Source organism: Paraburkholderia sp. SIMBA_054, from assembly GCF_046534875.1.
Lineage (GTDB): Bacteria > Pseudomonadota > Gammaproteobacteria > Burkholderiales > Burkholderiaceae > Paraburkholderia > Paraburkholderia hospita.
Genome location: NZ_JAWRXV010001734.1, coordinates 1 through 235 on the forward strand (window position 1 = coordinate 1; position 235 = coordinate 235).

Below are 235 nucleotides of genomic sequence, written 5' to 3' on the forward strand. Positions count from 1 at the left end.
GCCCCGTTTGACCTTTCTGTCAGGCGCGAAACGGATCGCCGTACCATCCTTCAGGCGGGCCGTGGGCTGATTGCTTTCGAGGGGCTGGACTGCGATGCGCAGGGCGACCGGAAAGTGCATGGTGGACCGGAAAAAGCGCTCCATCATTATCCGCACGATCATTATGCGGTCTGGCGCGAAGAAATCGGCGAAAACCCGCGTCTGAGCGCGCGTGGTGCTTTCGGCGAAAACATCT

The 235-nt window shown here is 60.0% G+C and carries 1 protein-coding gene; it reads left to right on the forward strand.

From position 1 onward, the window contains the following. Window positions 1-235, forward strand: a 235-nt coding sequence (locus tag SB822_RS61040) for an MOSC domain-containing protein (protein ID WP_410859647.1), incomplete at both ends; no start/stop codon positions are given.